This window comes from Streptomyces sp. NBC_00597, assembly GCF_041431095.1.
Classification (GTDB): domain Bacteria; phylum Actinomycetota; class Actinomycetes; order Streptomycetales; family Streptomycetaceae; genus Streptomyces.
Window position 1 is genome coordinate 1,660,546 of sequence record NZ_CP107757.1, and the last position, 15,559, is coordinate 1,676,104.

Below are 15,559 nucleotides of genomic sequence, written 5' to 3' on the forward strand. Positions count from 1 at the left end.
GCAGCCGAGCGCGCCGACGCCGCGGTCGGTCAGCCGGCGCTCTCCCCGGCGGTCCGGGCCCGCTCCAGGATGGCCTCGGTGTCCACCCCCGTCGGCAGCGTCCCGTACGCGCCTCCGTGCTCGCCGCCCAGCCGGGAGGCGCAGAAGGCCTCGGCGACCGCGCCCGGGGCATGGCGCAGCAGCAGCGATGCCTGGAAGACCAGGGCCATCGTCTCGGTGAGCTGCCGGGCCCGGTACTCGGCCTCGGCGGGGTCGGCCAGGTGCTTGTGCAGTCCGGCCACCGCCGCGTCCAGGTGCCGGTCGGCGCCCGCCGCCCGCCCGACTTCCTCGAAGAGGGCTTCGACGGTCTCGGGTTGGCGGGCCATGGCCCGCAGCGAGTCGAGGGCGGCGACGTTCCCGGAGCCCTCCCAGATCGATGACAGCGGGGCCTCCCGGTAGAGGCGGGGCATGCCGGAGTCCTCGATGTAGCCGTTGCCGCCCAGGCATTCGAGGGCTTCCGCGGCATGCCCGGGGGCGCGCTTGCAGACCCAGTACTTGGTGACGGCCAGCCCCAGCCGGCGCAACAGCGCCTCGTCCTGCCTTCCCCGGGCGACGCGGTCCGTGGCGCCCGCGAGGCGCAGGGCCACGGCCGTCGCCGCCTCGGATTCGAGGGCGAGGTCGGCGAGGACGTTGCGCATCAGGGGCTGGTCGACGAGCGCCTTGCCGAACGCCCGCCGGTGGGTGGCGTGGTGGACGGCGCGTATGACACCGAGGCGCATGCCGGACGCCCCGCCGAGCACGCAGTCGAGGCGGGTCATGTTGACCATCTCGATGATGGTCGCGACGCCGCGGCCCTCCTCCCCCACCAGCCAACCGAACGCCTCGTCGTACTCGATCTCGGCGGAGGCGTTGGAGCGGTTTCCGAGCTTGTCCTTGAGCCGCTGGAGCAGCAGACGGTTGCGGCTGCCGTCCGGGAGCACCCGCGGCAGCAGGAAGCAGGACAGTCCGCCCGGGGCCTGCGCGAGGGTCAAGAAGACGTCCGACATGGGCGCGGAGGTGAACCACTTGTGCCCGGTCAGCCGGTAGCTGCCGTCCGGGGCCGGGACGGCCGTCGTGGTGTTGGCGCGTACGTCGGAGCCGCCCTGCTTCTCGGTCATCGACATGCCCGCGATCAGGCCCTGCTTGGTGTCGGGCCGGCGGAGTCCGAAGTCGTACGTGCGGGAGGCGAGCAGCGGCTCCAGCCAGGCGGCGAGTTCCGGGGTCGCGCGCAGCGCGGGCACCGCGGCGTACGTCATGGAGACGGGGCAGGAGTGGCCCGCCTCGACCTGGCCCCAGACGAGGAACTTCGCGGCCCGGGCGACGTGGGCGCCGGGCCGGTCTTGCGCCCAGGGCGCGGCGTGCAGCCCGTGGGAGACGGCGGTGCCCATCAGTTCGTGCCAGTACGGGTGGAACTCCACCTCGTCGATCCGGTGGCCGTAGCGGTCGTGGGTGCGCAGCACCGGCGGGTTCTCGTTGACGACGCGGCCCCACTCCGCGGCCCGCTCGGAACCGGCGAGGACGCCGAGGCGGTGGATCTCGGGTACCGCCCAGTCGGCGCCCTCGCGGGCGACCGCCTCCAGCAGGGCCGGGTCGTCGGCCGCGTCGTAACCGTGGTGCGGGGGCACCTGGTTGGTGACCTCATGCGTCTGCGGCATCGTGTCCTCCAAGGGCACGCAGGGTGAAGGTGATCAGGCCGGGGATGACGTCCCCGGGGGCCGCGTCTCCGTCCGCCAGTGGTCCGACGAGCGCTTCTGCGATCGCGCCGACGAGTGCGGCGGCCGTCAACTCGGGTGACTGCGGCGGGAGTTCCCCGGTGGCCACGCCGACTGCGATCTGTTCGGCGTACACGTCGCGGAACGCCCTCCGGAAGACGAGGCGTTCGGTGTCGACGGCTGGGTCGGCCGGCTCCGCGAGCAGGGCGAAGGCGCGGCGCGGCGCTTGCAGCGCCCGGTACGCGAAGGTCTCCACGGCGGCGGCCACCCGCTGGGCGGCGCCGCCCGGGCGTTGCGTCGCGGCGGTCACCGCCTCCAGCTCGCGGGCCACCAGGGTCCGGAAGAGGGCGGCGGCCAGCTCGGACTTCCCGGAGAACGACTGGTAGACGCTGCCGGTGGCGATGCGCGCTTCGGCCGCGATCGCGGCGACCGAGCATCCGCCGTACCCCTCTCGGGAGAGCAGGTGGACGGCGGCTTCCAGCACCTGGTCGCGCCGGGCGTCGAGGCGGGCCTGTACGGCGGGGGGACGACGGTAGGGCATGGAAGGATTGAAGCACCGATTCACTGCTTCATGCCAGACCTGGACCGGCCGGACCCGGACCGGCCCGGGTCTGGTGAGCGGGGTCCGGCCTAGGTGGTGAGGGTCGCCGGGACGGGGCCGTCGGGGCGGACGGTGATGCTGTACGCGGCCTTCGCGGGCACGGAGTGCAGGACCGGGCTGTGGGCCGGCAGCAGGTGTTCGAGGAGGACGGTCGACTCGCGCAGCGCGAACTGGAGGCCGAGGCAGGCGCGGGGGCCGATGCCGAAGGGCAGGTAGGCACCGGGGCGGGTCGGCCTGCCGTCGGGCCCGGTGAACCGCCCGGGGTCGAACCGCTCGGGCTCCGGCCACAGTTCGGGGTCGCGGTGCGTGAGGTACGGGCAGACCACCACGTCGGAGCCGGCTTCGACGGCGTGGCCGGCCAGGACGTCGTCCTCGACGGCGTAGCGGGGCAGGATCCATGCGGACGGGTAGAGCCGGAGCGTCTCGTGGACCAGGGCCTGGACGGCCCGGCGGCGCTGGGCCGAACCGGCCGGGCCCGCGGCAAGGGCTTCCCCGCGGGCCCCGGGGTGGCGGTCGAGCAGCAGGTAGAGCCAGGTCAGGGTGGTGGCGGTGGTCTCGTGGCCGGCCACGAGCAGCGTGATCAGCTCGTCGCGGATCAGCTTGTCGGTGTACTCGGGGTGCTCGGCGGCCGCATCGAGCAGGAGGTGCAGGAGGCCCGGGCCGTCGGGTCCCGCGGCGCCGCCGCGGGCGGCCTCGATGGCGAGGTGGGCGACGGCGTCGATCCTGGCGAGGTCGTCGGCGACGGCCTGCCGGGCGTCCACGGCATCGGCCGGGAGGGTCGGCAGGGCGGCCACCACGGTGGCGACGGCGTTCAGCTCGTGCTCGGTAGCGGCATCGAGGGGGTGTCCGGTGAGGGAGCGCCAGATGGTGTCCAGGGCGAAGCGGCGCATCTCCAGCCCGAGGTCGAACCTCTGCCCGGTACGGGCGTACCCGGCCCAGCGCTCGGCGGTGACCCGGGCGGCCTCCGCGATCCGCTGCTCGTAGCGGCGCATCCCGGTACCGGTGAACTGGGATTGCAGGAGCCGCCGTTGGCTCTTCCAGGCCTCGCCGGTGGCGGCGAGCACGCCGTCCCCGATCAGTAGGCGGGCACGGTGGGAGCGCTTGACGTACCGGTCCGGGTGCAGGGCCAGGACGTGCTGGACGGCCCGGGGGTCCGTGACCAGGACCGTGGGGCCCGGCCCGAGGCGGAACGCCGCTACGCCGCCGAGCCGTTCGCGCACCAGGGCCAACAGGTCGACCAGTTCGGCCCCGTCGGAGCGCCACCGCTCCACGAGGGCCGCGTCCAGTTCGGGGACCGGACGGCTCGTGGGGGCGGAGTGCGGGCGGGGGTCGAAGCCGGCTTCGGTGGCCACGGGTCTTCTCCTGTCCGGGTCTTCTCCTGTTCGACCGCTGCCCCCGGTCCCGGTCCTGACCCTGGCTCCCGGTGGAGCATTGACATCACGGACTGTACGGGAACGACAGCGTCTCGTGACACCCCACCTGACTGCCCGGCTGCGGCCGTCGGCGAACGCCGCGGGCCCCGGCGGGCCATGGCCCGCCGGGGCGCGGTGCGGGGCTCACCGCATGACCCGCGGAAGGCGCAGGCTCAGCAGTACCGTCACGGCGACCATGCCCAGCTGGACCAGCAGCGTGACGGCGAGTGCGTCGCGCATGCCCACCGCCGGGGCGAGGGCGAGGAAGAGGCTACCCAGGGTCGCGACGCCGAGGGCGAGCGCGGACTGCTGGGTGGTGACCATGACGCCGCCGCCCACGCCGGCCCGATCGGCCGGTACGTCCGAGAGCATCATCCGCATCAGCACGGGCAGTTGGAGGCCCTGGCCGAGACCGGCGACGGCCACACCGGGGGCGAGTGCGGCGAGCCCGAGGTCCGCCCAGCCGCGCAGGACCGCGAGGAGGATCAGGGCGATGCCAACGGCCTGGATGACGCCGCCGGCGGTGACGACCCGACTGCCGAACCGGCCGACCAGCCGCGGCCCGGCGAGCGAGGCCGCGAAGAAGGCCAGCGCCATCGGTACGAGGGCGAGCCCAGCGGCCACCGGGCCCATGCGCAGGCCCTGTTGCAGCACCACCGCGATGACGAACATGAATCCGCTGAAGCCGATCGAGAACGGCACCACCATGACCAGGCCCTGCCGCAGCGACTGGAGGCGCAGCAGGCTCGGCGGCACCAGCGGGGTGCGTCCGAGCCGGTCGGCGCGGCGCTCGGTCAGATAGAAGGCGGTGGCGGCGAACGGGAAGAGCGCGAGCGACAGCCACGTCCACAGCGGCCAGCCGGCGGCCCGGCCCTCGGTGAGCGGCAGCAGCAGGGAGACCAGGGACAGGGCGAGCAGGAGGGTTCCCGGGACGTCGACCGAGGCCGGCCGGTCGGAGCGGGTCTCCGGCACGGCCCGGGTGGCGAGCACCAGCCCGAGGAGCACCACCGGCACGTTCACCAGGAACACGGAGCGCCAGCCGAGGCCGGCCACGTCGGCGGCGACCAGGACGCCGCCCAGGATCTGCCCGGCGACCATGGACAGTCCGGCGGTGGCCCCGTACAGGCTCATCGCCCGGGCCCGGCGCGGCCCCTGGGTGGTCGCCTGGATGGTGGCGAGCACCTGCGGCAGCATCAGGGCGGCCGCGGCGCCCTGGGCCACCCGTGCCCCGACCAGGGTCCAGGCGGTGGGGGCCACGCCGCAGAAGAGCGAGGTGAGGCCGAAGGCGGCCATGCCGATCAGGAAGAGCCGGCGTCGTCCGGCCATGTCGCCGAGGCGCCCGCCGAGGACGAGGAGGACGGCGTACGTGACGCCGTAGCCGCCGACGATCAGTTCCAGCGTGGCGGGGCCGGCGCCGAGGTCGGTGTCGATGGCGGGCAGCGCCACATTGACGATGAAGAAGTCGATCAGGGGCAGGGCCGCACCGAGCAGGACGGTGAACAGTCCGAGCGGGCCGATCGCCGCCGGGTGCCGGGGGCCGGGTGCGGACGGGGTCGGCGCGGGGACCGGGCCGGCGGGGGTCGACGGGGAGTGGTGGGTGGTGCGTACCGTTGTTTCGCTCACACCGGAAACGATCGCCCCACTCCCAGCCTGGTACCAGAGTCTTCTTATCCTGGTACAAGGACTACCTGGCAACGGGATCAGCGGTAGGGCACCCTGGTTCCATGACCACTGTGGCCCCGGACAGCGACGTACGCCGGCACGAGCTGGCCGATTTCCTGCGCAGCCGCCGTGAGCGGATCACACCGGAGCAGGTGGGGCTGCCGCGCGGCCGCCGCCGGCGCACCCCGGGACTGCGCCGCGAGGAGGTCGCCCAGCTCTCCGCCGTCGGTGTCACCTGGTACACCTGGCTGGAACAGGCCCGGGAGATCCAGGTCTCCCCGCAGGTGCTGGACGCCTTGGCGCGCGCCCTGCTCTTGGACTCCAGTGAGCGCACCCACCTGTTCGCGCTGGCCGGCAGCCTCGATCCCACCCCGCACGCCCCGTGCCCGAGCGTGACCCCGGCACTGCAGGCGGTGCTCGACCAGCTCGGGCCGATCCCGGCCTGCATCCAGAACAGCCGCTACGACATCCTCGCGTACAACGCGACGTACGGGCGGCTGCTGTGCGACCTGGACGCACTGCCGCCCGAGGACCGCAACTGCCTGTGGCTGGCGTTCACCAACGCGGACTGGCGGGCCTCCCTCGTCGAAGTCGCCGAAGTGAACCGCAACATCGCCGCCAAGTTCCGGGCGGCCATGGCGGAGCACCTCGCCGAACCCGCCTGGAAGGCCCTGCTGGCGCGGCTGGAGGCGGAGTCGGCGGAGTTCCGGGAGGTGTGGGCACGACACGAGGTGGTCGGCCAGGGCGGCCGGACCAAGTACATCCGCAACGCGCACGTCGGTCTGCTGCACCTGGAGCACACCAACCTGTGGCTCGGGCCGGCGGCGGGCCCGCGCCTGCTGACGATGGTGCCGCTCGACGAGGAGACCCGCGCCCGCCTGGAGCAGTTGGAACGCCTGGCCACGCGCCCGGTGCGCGCGGAGCACGAGCGGGTGGACGGCGAGCCGGTGGACGGCGGGCGAGTGGACGGCCAGCACGTGGACGGCGAGCGGGTGGAGCGCCTCTCGCCCGCCGCCGTCTGACGCGCCCCTCCCGCCCATCCTTCCCCCGCGGTTACGGCTGCCCGTCCAGCCCTTCCGGCAGCCGGCCCGTGTGCACCACGCCGAGGGTCTGGGTCGCCCGGGTCAGGGCGACGTACAGGTCGCTCGGTTCGTGGTCCGCGGGCTCCACGACGATCACCGAGTCGAACTCCAGCCCCTTGGCCTGCCGCGGGTCCAGCAGGACGACCGGCCGGGTCAGGTCCGGCTCCTCCCCCACCCGTACGCCGGGCAGCCCGGCGGCCAGCGCCTCGTGCAGCGGGCGCGGCGCGATCACCGCCAGCCGGCCGCCCCGCCCCCCATCGGTCCCGGCGGCGCTGCCCACCGCGTCCGCGACGGTACGGGCGAGGTCGTCCGTGGCCCGCACCCAGGGCCGCTGCCCCGTGGACCGCACCGAGCTCGGCGGCTCGAATCCGGGATGCCGGGCGCGGAGCACGGCGGCCGCGACGTCCATGATCTCCGCGGGCGTACGGTAGTTGACGCCGAGGCGGACCAGCTCGAAACGGTCCCCGACGTACGGGTCCAGGATCCGCTCCCACGATCCGCAGCCGGCCTCGTCGCCGGTTTGGGCCGGGTCGCCCACCAGTGTCATGGAACGGGTGGGGCAGCGCCGCATCAGCAACCGCCAGGCCATCTCGGACAGTTCCTGCGCCTCGTCCACGATGACGTGTCCGAACGCCCACGCGCGGTCGGCGGCAGCCCGCTCGGCCGCACTGCGGTGGTCGGCTTCCTCGTGCCGCTCCGCCATGCGTTCCGCGTCGATGACGTCGTGCGCGGCGAGGAACTCGTTCTCCATGTCCTCGAATTCGTACGACTCGGATCCCTGCGACAGGTCCAGGACGCCCTGCGCGTACGCGATGCGCTCCTGCCGCTGCCGCTCCTCGGCGGCGCGCTGCGCACTGTCGTCGAACCCGAGCAGCTCGGCGGCCTCGTCGAGCAGCGGGACGTCGGCCGGCGTCCAGTCGTCCGTGGTGCGTCGGATCAAATCGGCTTCGCCGGAGGGCAGGTGCGTGGGGTCGGCGAGGAAGTCGGCGATGAACTGCCGGGGCGTGAGGGGCGGCCAGAGGCTGTCGATCGCGGAGTGCACCTCGGCACTGGTCGCGATCTCCTTGCCGAGCTGCGCGACGTCGTCGGCGCCCAGCAGGTTGGGGCCGCCGTACGGATCGGCTCCGAGCCGGTCGGCGAGCTGCCGCGTGAGGGCGTCGATGAGGTGGAACGCGAAGTACGGGCGGGCCAGGTTGTGCGGCAGTCCGGTGGCGCGCGCCCGGTCCCGGGCCTCGTGCGCCATGGTCCGGTCCAGCAGCAGGGTGCCGTAGTCGTCGTGGTCGATCTCCAGGGCCGGCTCCGGGAGCCGGGCGCTGTCCTCGCCGCTGCCCGCGGGTACGGTCTCGGGCAGTGCCTGCCGGTCGCGTACGACGCGCGCGAGGACCTCGGCCATCTCGGCGCGGCCCTTCACGGCCGCGGCGCCGGGGCGGTCGGTGCCGGTCGCCCGGATGCCCGGGAACAGCTCGCCGAGGGTGGAGAGCAGCACGCCGGTCTCCCCGAGGGAGGGCAGCACCTCGCCGATGTAGCCGAGGAAGGCCGGGTTGGGTCCGACGATCAGCACGCCGCGCTTGGCGAGCAGCTCGCGGTGGGCGTAGAGCAGGTAGGCGGCGCGGTGCAGGGCGACGGCCGTCTTCCCGGTGCCCGGACCGCCCTCCACCACCAGTACGCCGCGGTGGGGCGAGCGGATGATGCGGTCCTGTTCGGCCTGGATGGTCTGCACGATGTCGTGCATCCGGCCGGTGCGGGCGGCGTCGAGCGCGGCGAGCAGCACGGCGTCCGCGTCGGCCCCCTCGTGGCCCGTGCGCTCGGTGTCGGCGAGATCGAGGATCTCGTCGTGCAGGGCCGTGACCTCGCGCCCGCGGGTCGTGATGTGGCGGCGGCGTCGCAGCCCCATGGGGAAGTGCCCGGTCGCGAGGTAGAACGGGCGCGCCACCTCGGCCCGCCAGTCGAGGACCAGGGGGGTGCGGTCCGCGTCGTCCTGCCTGATTCCGATACGGCCGATGTGGTGGTCCTGCCCGTCGGAGAACTCAAGCCGGCCGAAACACAGACCGGTCTCGCCCGCGTTCAGTGCGGAAAGCAGGCCGGTCTGCTCGGCGACGACCACATCCCGCTCCAGCCGCGCCTGAAACCCGCTCCCCGCGTCGGCCAGCGCGTGTTGTACGGCGTGTTCGGCCTGGTCACGCAGGTCGTCGAGGCGGGCATAGAGCTCGTCGATGAATTGCTGTTCATTACGGAATTCCACGGTTGACAATTCCACTCCCGACCCGATACGATGTCCCCGTAAAGCTTCTTCACGCCCTGCTTTCACCAAGGCGTGAAACATTAAATATACGCAGACGAATACCCCGGCCGTCAATTCGGTCGGGGTGCTTTTTTGTGTGCCGCCGCGTGAGCGTCGGCGGGCGCGCGTCAGCGGGTGGGAGCGCCACCCATCATGCGGAGCATCGACGTTCCGCCGGTGCGGAAGAACCTCCACAGCAGGGCTCCGGCGAGCAGCAGGAACACGATGTTCAGCCAGGTCGTGTAGTCCCAGCTCACCCCCTCCATCGGGATCTCCGCGTCCGCGCGGTCGGGAATGAGCCCCAGCGCCCCGAATCCGAACTCCACGACGTAGCCGGCGACCACCATGGCCGGATAGAAGGTGCCGAGCAGGAAGAGCATCGTTCGCGCACCGTAGTACTTCCGGTAGATGTTGAGGATCGGCAGGATCAGCAGGTCGGCGAAGATGAAGGCGACGACCCCGCCGAAGCTGATGCCCCCCTTCCAGAGCACCACCGCCAGCGGCACGTTGCCGATGGAGCAGACGAACGAGGCGATCGCGACCAGCGGGCCGATGAGCGGGCCCCACACCTTCGATGCGAGCGGGTGACCCTCGAAGAAGAAGGACTGCCAGAAGGAGTCCGGCACCCACGCGGCGATCGCTCCGGCGATGAGCAGGCCGATCACGAGGTCGCGCAGGATGGCGGCCCACTCCATGGCGAAGACGTGCGCGGTCGAGGTGAAGCCCTCCCCGGACAGCAGCCGCCCGGCGAACGAGCCCTCGCGCCGCACGGACATGTCCATCGCCGCGTGCCCCTCCATCGATCCGGCCAGCCCGCGACCGGCCTGCTCGCGCGCCTCGCGCAGCAGCCCCTCGCGCAGGAACAGCCGGAACAGCACCGCCAGAACGATGATCATGATCGGGCCGCCGACGAACTCCGCCAGGGTGAACTGCCAGCCCAGCAGCAGGGCCAGGATCACCCCGAGCTCGATGACCAGATTGGTGGACGCGATCTCGAAGGCCATCGCGGCGGTGAAGTCGGCACCCTTGCGCACCAGGGACCGCGCCAGCGCGACGGCGGCGTAGGAACAGGAGGACGACGCCGAGCCGAGACCGGCGGCGATCGCGAGGGTGCGGGGCCGGTCGTCACCGAGCAGGGAGACGACGGTGGACTTCCGCACCACGGCCTGGACGACGGCGGACAGGGCGAACCCCAGGATCAGCGCCCAGGTGATCTGCCAGGTCATCGCACCAGTGATCGACAGTGCGTGCAAGATCGCGTGCATGCCCCTGAGTCCTTCTTCCGTGGCCGCGGGGCGCCACCCTAGGCCGAGCCGCGGCGCCGGGGCCGGCCGACGCGCGGGCCGGACGCGGGTCACCCGGACGGCTCACCCGTCAGGCTTCCGGCGCCGCGCACTGCTTTGGTGGGTACAAGAGCTGTCCACCACATGGAGCACTCTCATGTATGAAATGCAGGTCGGTGAGGCGGCCTCAGGGCCTGGCCTCGTATGGCACGTCGTCGCCCGGGACCGCCGGGCCACCCTCTGCGGCCGCCCCCTCCAGTCGGGTGGCAGCGCCGAAACGGACCACCACTGCATGGCGTGTATGACTGCCTTCCAGAACGTCATGCGGGAAGGGTCCGCAGAGTCCTGACACGCGCGCCCGCCGCCGGCTCCCCGGGAAACCGGGCGCAGGCGGCGGGCGCCTACAGGAGACGGGAGACAAGAACTCAAAGTCATCCTTATGGATGACAAGGGATGCTACTGTATCCGCTTATGAAGACGATCGGATTGCTCGGCGGAATGAGCTGGGAGTCGTCCGCCGAGTACTACCGGCTGCTGAACGAACTCACCCGCGACCGGCTCGGGGGCCTGCATTCGGCCCGCTGCGTGCTGTACTCCGTGGACTTCGCGGAGATCGAGCAGCTCCAGGCCGAGGGCCGGTGGGCGCAAGCCGGCGAACTGCTCGCGGCGGCGGCCCGGCGACTGGAAGCCGCCGGCGCGGACCTCGTGCTCATCTGCACGAACACCATGCACAAGGTCGCCGGCCACGTCCAGGCGGCCATCTCGGTACCTCTGCTGCACCTCGCCGATGCAACGGCCGATGCCGTGAAGACGGCCGGCCTGACCCGTGTCGGCCTGCTGGGCACCGCGTTCACGATGGAACAGGAGTTCTACCGTGGCCGACTCTCGACGGCCGGACTGGAGGTGTGCGTCCCGGACGCCGACGGGCGCGCACTCGTCCACCGGGTGATCTACGAGGAGCTGTGCCTGGGCATCGTCCGCGAGCAGTCGCGCGCCGCCTACCAGGAGGTCATCGCAGATCTCGTGGCCGCCGGCGCCCAGGGGATCATCCTCGGCTGCACCGAGATCGAGCTGCTGATCGGCGCCCCGGACAGCCCCGTGCCGGTCTTCCCCACCGCACGGATCCACGCCGAAGCCGCGGTCGAGGCGGCGCTGTCGGCCACGTAGCGGTGGGCGGGGATCCGTCGACGTACGGACCCAGCCGGTCCGTCCCGCCATTTCCCGCGCGACCTGGCCGCCGCGCGGATCGGCCGGCTCCGGGGAATCCGATCGGGACGGGGTCCCCGTCGCGGAGTCGGCCCCCTCGCCGCGTCACGCGCCCTCGACCAGCCCTACCGTGATGCCGTACGAAGAAGCAGGCCGCGAAGGCGGCGGCACGGACCCGGGCGGAGCCATGGGCACACCTCAGTCGGGCGCGGGCCCGGACGGCCAGGCGGCGGACGGCCACGCGGACGAGCACGCAGCGGAGGGCGAGGGCCGCCACGCCGACTGGCTCGAACTCTTCTTCGACCTGGTCTTCGTCGCCCTCGCCGCCCAGCTCTCGCACCGGCTCCACGGTGACCCCGACCTGCGCGACTTCGCCGTCTTCCTCGGACTCTACTTCCCGCCCTGGTGGCTGTGGATCAACCTGCTGGTCTCGACGAACCTGTTCGTCGACAACAGCGCCCGCCGCAGGCTGCTCATGCTGTCGGCCATGCTCTGCATCGCCGTCATGGCGTGCGCCGTACCTGAGGCCGACACGGACCGCGGCTCCGTCTACGCCCTCGGGTACGCCGGGACCCGGCTGGTGCTGCTCGGACTGTGGTGGCCGGCCACCCGGTACCCCGAACCCCAACGCGTCCCGCGCTGGCGACCCCTGAGCTACTGCCTGGCGTCCGGTCTGTTGTGGGCCGCCTCCGCGGCGGTGCCCGCACCGTGGCAGTACGCGGTGTGGGCCGTGCTCATCGCGGCCGAGATGGCGCTGCTGCTCACGGCGCGCGGCCGCGGGCTCCCCGGCCGGCTGGACACCGGGCACATCGTCGAGCGCGTCGGGTTGTTCGTCATCATCGTGCTCGGCGAATCCGTGATCGCGCTGGTGACCTCCGCCGACCATGCCTGGACGCCGCGGGCCGGGGTCGTCGGCGTCCTCGGGTTCGTGCTGCTCGCGGCGCTCTGGTGGTCGTACTTCGACTTCGGCTCGACCTCGGCCGAGCTGATGCTCGCCAAGGCCGATGACCGCCAGGCCTACCTTCTCGCCCGGGACGTCGACGGCTTCCTGCACTTCTTCGTGACCGCGGGCGTCCTGTGCATGGCCGCGGGCCTGGCCACCGCCGTCGAGGAGGCCGACCACGCCCGTCTTCCGACCGGTGCGGTGTGGGCCCTCGCCGGCGGCCTGGCCCTCTACCACGCGGCCCACGCCGGCATCGCGCTGCGCTACGGGCGTTCGCCGGCCTCGGTCGCCGTGTGGGCCGTTCCCGGTATCGGCTTTCCGCTGCTCGTCGTGTGGGCCGCCGGCCACCTGACGCCCTGGCTGGTCGTCATGCTCCTGGCCGCCGAGCCGATCGCGCACCTGCTCTACGCGCGCAGGATGCTCCGCCACCGGCTCGGGACGGCGGCCGCACCGCGGCCCTGACCCGCGCGCCGGAGCCGTTGCGGAGCGGCTACGGGAGGGCCGGCGTCACGGGGAGGAGGTCCGGGCGCTTGGCCGTACGGGAGTCGCCGGAGGAACGCCCGCGCAAGCGTCTGCCCAGCCACGGGCCGAGGAACGCGGCGGCCCAGCGCAGTTCGGCGGCGAGGGTGGACGGGGCCGCCGGGTCGGGCGGCAGCGGGTGCGTCCAGGAGTCGTCGCTGCCCGGCAGGCCGAGGGCGTGGGCGAGCGAGGCGGCGATCCGTTCGTGGCCGAGCGGGCCTGCGTGCAGCCGGTCCGCGCTCCACAGGCGGGCGTCGGTGACCACCGGATGGTGTCCCGTTTCGACGAGGACCACGCCGTGGCGGTGGGCCGCCGTGCGGATCCGGTCGTTGAGGGCGGTCACGCGCGGGGCCAGCGGGCGGGCGAGCGTGGTGATCCGCGCGAGGTCCGGGAAGGTCAGCGTGGCGACGCGGACGCCCTGGGCGGTGAGCGCGCCGAACACCGCCTCCAGGTGGCCGGCGACCTCGTCGGCGTCGAACCGCGGCCGCAGTACGTCGTTGACCCCGGCGACCACGGTGGCCAGGTCGGGGCGCAGGGCGAGGGCGGGGCCGAGCTGCTCGGCGCGGACCTGCCCGGCCAGCTTGCCCCGGACGGCCAGGTTGGCGTACCGCAGGCCGGGGCTGTGGACCGCCAGGTGTTCGGCGAGGCGGTCGGCGAGCCCGCGCAGGCCGGTGGTGTCGTCACCGTCGCCGACGCCTTCGGTCTGGCTGTCACCCAGGGCGACGTACCGCAGGTACCGGTAGGGGTGCTCAGCGTCCGGCACGGGCCGCCTCCCGCTCCCGCAGGACCGCGATCGTGCGCTCGCACCAGTCGCGGTTGCCCTGCTCGAAGGCGAGACCGCGCAGGCAGGTCAGGTAGGGGCCGACGCGCTCGCCGTACCGCAGGAAGTCCTCCTCGGTGCGGTCGCCGCGCATGGTGCGCAGCAGGCCGCCGAACAGCTCGGCCTTGGCCCGGGCGAACGCGGCGCGTTCGGTGAGCCGGTCGATGAGGGTCGCGGTGTCGACGTGGTCGGCGGCCTGGACCTTGACGACGAGGTCGTCGCGGATGGAGGAGGGCTTGGCGGCTGAGGCGGTGAACTGCTCCAGCTCGGCGAGGCCCGCGTCGGTGACGGTGAACAGGCGCTTGTTGGGCCGGCCGTCCTGGACCACTTCGCGGCCCGTGACCAGCCCGTCCTTCTCCAGCCGGGTCAGTTCGGCGTAGAGCTGCTGCGGGAGCGCGTGCCAGAAGTTCGCCACGCCGAGGTCGAAGGCCTTGGCCAGTTGGTACCCGCTCAGTTCCCCGTCCAGCAGCGCCGCCAGTACGGCGTGGCGCAAAGCCATCGGATCGCCTCCTCCTCGTCGCTGCCGCCCCTGTGCACGGACACCCTGCGCATGATACTCAAGAATCTGACTAGTCACATTGATGAGTAGCGATAGTCGAACATCAGGGAGAAGCCGTGACCGCAGCAGACCGATTCCGCGCCGCCGTCGACAGCCGTGACCTCGCCGCCCTGGAGGACCTGTTCACCGAGGACGTACGCCTGTACAGCCCCGTGAAGTTCACCCCGTTCGAGGGCCGACCGATGGTCCTGGGGCTCTTCGGGGTGCTGCTGCGCACCTTCGAGGACTTCCGTTACGTCGGGCAGTACGCGGGCAGCGCCGAGACGAGCGTCGACGGCGCCGTCTCCCCGTCGCAGATCCTGCTGTTCCGGGCGACGGTGAACGGCAAGGCGATCCACGGCATCGACCTGCTGCACCTCGCCGACGACGGCCGGATCAAGGAGTTCACGGTGATGGTCAGGCCCCAGTCCGCGGTGCACGCCCTGGGCGAGGCGGTGCTCGCCGGGCTGGTCGCCGACGGCCTGGCCCCGGCACCGGCCGAGGGGTCCGCGGCTCGTTAGGCTGCGGCCGAGAGGCCGGGGCCAGCGGGAACCGGCCGCGCAGCGCGCCCGCGGGCACCGCGGGCGCCGGGAGGGGGAACCGCGGATGACCGTCACCACCCGAGTGGCGCTGGCCACGTCGGACATGGGACTGGCCTGGGACGCCGACCTGCCGCTGATGCTCGAAGCGCTGCGTGCCCGCGGTGTCGATGCGGTGGCGGCGGCCTGGGACGCCCCGGACTTCGACTGGTCGGGGTGCGCAGCCGTGGTCATCCGGTCCACCTGGGGCTACCCGGAGCGGTGGCCGGAGTACCTGGCCTGGGCCGACGCGGTACAAGGCGTGACGCGGCTCGACAATCCGGCCGGGCTGCTGCGCTGGAACGCCGACAAGCGGTACCTCGGGGAGCTCGCGGCCGGCGGTGTCCCCGTCGTACCGACCCGGTTCATCGCCCCCGGCGAGGCCGTCGCCCTGCCCGCGCACGGCCAGTTCGTCGTCAAGCCGACCGTCTCGGCCGGTGCGCGCGACACCGCGCGGTACGCGGAGCACCACCACGGCCTGGCGGCCGGACACATCGCGGCCCTCCACGCGGGCGGATCGACCGCGATGGTGCAGCCGTACCTGACCCGGATCGACGAGGGCGAACGGGCCCTCGTCTTCCTCGGCGGCACGTTCAGCCACGCGATCCGCAAGGGGCCGGTGCTCACTGACGTCGGAGTGGTGGACAACGACCGCGTACCGCATCCGGATCTGGTGCCGCACCGGCCGTCCGCGGCCGAACTGGCCCTGGCCGGGGCCGCGCTGGCGGCCGTCCCCGGGGCGGGGGCCCCGCTGTACGCGCGGGTCGACGTCGCGTCGGCGGACGACGGGTCGCCGGTCGTGATGGAACTGGAGCTCGTGGAACCCAACCTCTTCATGGGCCACGGCGAGCACGGGCTGCGGCGCTTCACCGACCTCGTCCAGGAACGCGCCACCGCCGGCTGA

13 protein-coding genes are annotated in these 15,559 nt (G+C 72.8%); 5 read left to right on the forward strand and 8 right to left on the reverse strand.

The window, feature by feature from the left end; genetic code table 11:
* Nucleotides 1-29 precede the first annotated feature (29 nt).
* The 4 genes from OG974_RS07110 to OG974_RS07125 all read right to left on the reverse strand — a co-directional run bounded on the left by OG974_RS07110 (nt 30) and on the right by OG974_RS07125 (nt 5,366).
* On the reverse strand, nt 30-1,673 hold the full coding sequence (locus OG974_RS07110; protein ID WP_329312685.1) for an isovaleryl-CoA dehydrogenase: 1,644 nt from the start codon (nt 1,671-1,673) through the stop codon (nt 30-32).
* Entirely contained in the window at nt 1,657-2,271 is a 615-nt protein-coding gene (locus tag OG974_RS07115; RefSeq protein WP_327281788.1) for a TetR/AcrR family transcriptional regulator, read from the reverse strand. Before OG974_RS07115 ends, OG974_RS07110 begins: the two co-directional genes overlap by 17 nt.
* A gap of 89 nt (nt 2,272-2,360) precedes the next feature.
* A complete protein-coding gene (locus tag OG974_RS07120) occupies nt 2,361-3,683 on the reverse strand; it encodes a cytochrome P450 (RefSeq protein WP_327281789.1) in 1,323 nt (440 codons plus the stop codon).
* A gap of 204 nt (nt 3,684-3,887) precedes the next feature.
* Nucleotides 3,888-5,366: an MFS transporter gene (locus OG974_RS07125; RefSeq protein ID WP_327281790.1), complete on the reverse strand. Its 1,479-nt coding sequence runs from the start codon at nt 5,364-5,366 to the stop codon at nt 3,888-3,890.
* Between the two features lie 101 nt (nt 5,367-5,467).
* On the opposite strand from OG974_RS07125, the gene OG974_RS07130 reads away from it, so the two are divergent.
* Entirely contained in the window at nt 5,468-6,427 is a 960-nt protein-coding gene (locus OG974_RS07130) for a helix-turn-helix domain-containing protein (RefSeq protein WP_329312687.1), read from the forward strand.
* Between the two features lie 31 nt (nt 6,428-6,458).
* Here the strand turns inward: OG974_RS07130 and OG974_RS07135 are convergent, their stop codons facing one another.
* Both OG974_RS07135 and OG974_RS07140 read right to left on the reverse strand, forming a co-directional pair.
* A complete protein-coding gene (locus tag OG974_RS07135) occupies nt 6,459-8,738 on the reverse strand; it encodes a helicase (protein WP_371645840.1) in 2,280 nt (759 codons plus the stop codon).
* A 158-nt stretch (nt 8,739-8,896) separates the two neighbouring features.
* Nucleotides 8,897-10,033: a permease gene (locus tag OG974_RS07140; protein WP_328761669.1), complete on the reverse strand. Its 1,137-nt coding sequence runs from the start codon at nt 10,031-10,033 to the stop codon at nt 8,897-8,899.
* Between the two features lie 489 nt (nt 10,034-10,522).
* Here OG974_RS07140 and OG974_RS07145 point away from each other — a divergent pair, with 489 nt between their 5' ends.
* Nucleotides 10,523-11,218 carry an aspartate/glutamate racemase family protein gene (locus OG974_RS07145; RefSeq protein WP_371645842.1) on the forward strand — a complete coding sequence of 232 codons (696 nt, stop codon included), beginning with the start codon at nt 10,523-10,525 and terminating at the stop codon, nt 11,216-11,218.
* 172 nt (nt 11,219-11,390) lie between these two features.
* On the forward strand, nt 11,391-12,662 hold the full coding sequence (locus OG974_RS07150) for a low temperature requirement protein A (protein ID WP_327281795.1): 1,272 nt from the start codon (nt 11,391-11,393) through the stop codon (nt 12,660-12,662).
* A gap of 28 nt (nt 12,663-12,690) precedes the next feature.
* Here OG974_RS07150 and OG974_RS07155 read toward each other — a convergent pair whose 3' ends face one another.
* Entirely contained in the window at nt 12,691-13,482 is a 792-nt protein-coding gene (locus OG974_RS07155; protein WP_329312688.1) for an SGNH/GDSL hydrolase family protein, read from the reverse strand.
* The gene (locus OG974_RS07160; protein ID WP_327281797.1) at nt 13,469-14,038 is read right to left on the reverse strand and encodes a PadR family transcriptional regulator; all 570 of its coding nucleotides are present in this window, start codon (nt 14,036-14,038) and stop codon (nt 13,469-13,471) included. The genes OG974_RS07155 and OG974_RS07160 overlap by 14 nt, the downstream gene beginning before the upstream one ends.
* Nucleotides 14,039-14,154: 116 nt before the next feature.
* On the opposite strand from OG974_RS07160, the gene OG974_RS07165 reads away from it, so the two are divergent.
* Nucleotides 14,155-14,598, forward strand: a complete 444-nt coding sequence (locus OG974_RS07165) for a nuclear transport factor 2 family protein (protein WP_327281798.1) — start codon at nt 14,155-14,157, stop codon at nt 14,596-14,598.
* A gap of 85 nt (nt 14,599-14,683) precedes the next feature.
* Nucleotides 14,684-15,559: a RimK family alpha-L-glutamate ligase gene (locus OG974_RS07170; protein ID WP_371645844.1), complete on the forward strand. Its 876-nt coding sequence runs from the start codon at nt 14,684-14,686 to the stop codon at nt 15,557-15,559.

Excerpts from the sequence above, each read along its gene's own strand:
- OG974_RS07150 (WP_327281795.1), top strand. The coding sequence starts at position 11,391 with ATGCCGTACGAAGAAGCAGGCCGCGAAGGCGGCGGCACGGACCCGGGC.
- OG974_RS07145 (WP_371645842.1), top strand. The coding sequence starts at position 10,523 with ATGAAGACGATCGGATTGCTCGGCGGAATGAGCTGGGAGTCGTCCGCC.
- OG974_RS07130 (WP_329312687.1), top strand. The coding sequence starts at position 5,468 with ATGACCACTGTGGCCCCGGACAGCGACGTACGCCGGCACGAGCTGGCC.
- OG974_RS07110 (WP_329312685.1), bottom strand. The coding sequence starts at position 1,673 with ATGCCGCAGACGCATGAGGTCACCAACCAGGTGCCCCCGCACCACGGT.
- OG974_RS07170 (WP_371645844.1), top strand. The coding sequence starts at position 14,684 with ATGACCGTCACCACCCGAGTGGCGCTGGCCACGTCGGACATGGGACTG.
- OG974_RS07160 (WP_327281797.1), bottom strand. The coding sequence starts at position 14,038 with ATGGCTTTGCGCCACGCCGTACTGGCGGCGCTGCTGGACGGGGAACTG.
- OG974_RS07140 (WP_328761669.1), bottom strand. The coding sequence starts at position 10,033 with ATGCACGCGATCTTGCACGCACTGTCGATCACTGGTGCGATGACCTGG.
- OG974_RS07115 (WP_327281788.1), bottom strand. The coding sequence starts at position 2,271 with ATGCCCTACCGTCGTCCCCCCGCCGTACAGGCCCGCCTCGACGCCCGG.